Origin of the sequence: Tessaracoccus caeni, from assembly GCF_029211185.1 — a bacterium.
Classification (GTDB): Bacteria; Actinomycetota; Actinomycetes; order Propionibacteriales; family Propionibacteriaceae; genus Arachnia; species Arachnia caeni.
This window is the reverse complement of the sequence record NZ_JARGDO010000069.1, coordinates 1-363: the sequence shown is the minus strand read 5'-3', so window position 1 is coordinate 363 and position 363 is coordinate 1. Positions and strand designations below refer to the sequence as shown.

The window sequence follows — 363 nt, the reverse complement described above, 5'->3', positions numbered from 1 at the left end:
AGGAGGCCAGGTGAGCGGCGGTGGGGAACCGGGTCATGTCTGCCCCGGTTTCCGCGATCACGATGTCAGCGACGGTGGTGCTGATCCCGGGGATGGAGGTGAGTAGTTCCCGGAAGACACGAAAGGGCTCGATCACCACCTCGATGTGTTGGGTGATCTCGCTGATGGCTTGGTCGTAGGAATCGATCAGCGTGTAGTGGGTTTTGACCAGGAGCCCGTGGTGGGGTTTGAATGCTCCGGTCAGAGCGGCGATGAGTTGGGCTTGTTTACCGCGCATGCTGTAGTGCGCCAAACCGGCGAGGGTTTCGGGGTCGCGTTCACCATCGGCCAGAGCGGTGAGCATGGCGCGGGCGGAGACCCCGG

1 protein-coding gene is annotated in these 363 nt (G+C 62.8%); it reads right to left on the bottom strand.

Annotated elements, in window-relative coordinates; translation table 11 throughout:
* Window positions 1–363: transposase (locus P0D62_RS19035; protein WP_275704093.1), on the bottom strand; the 363-nt coding region annotated here is incomplete at both ends.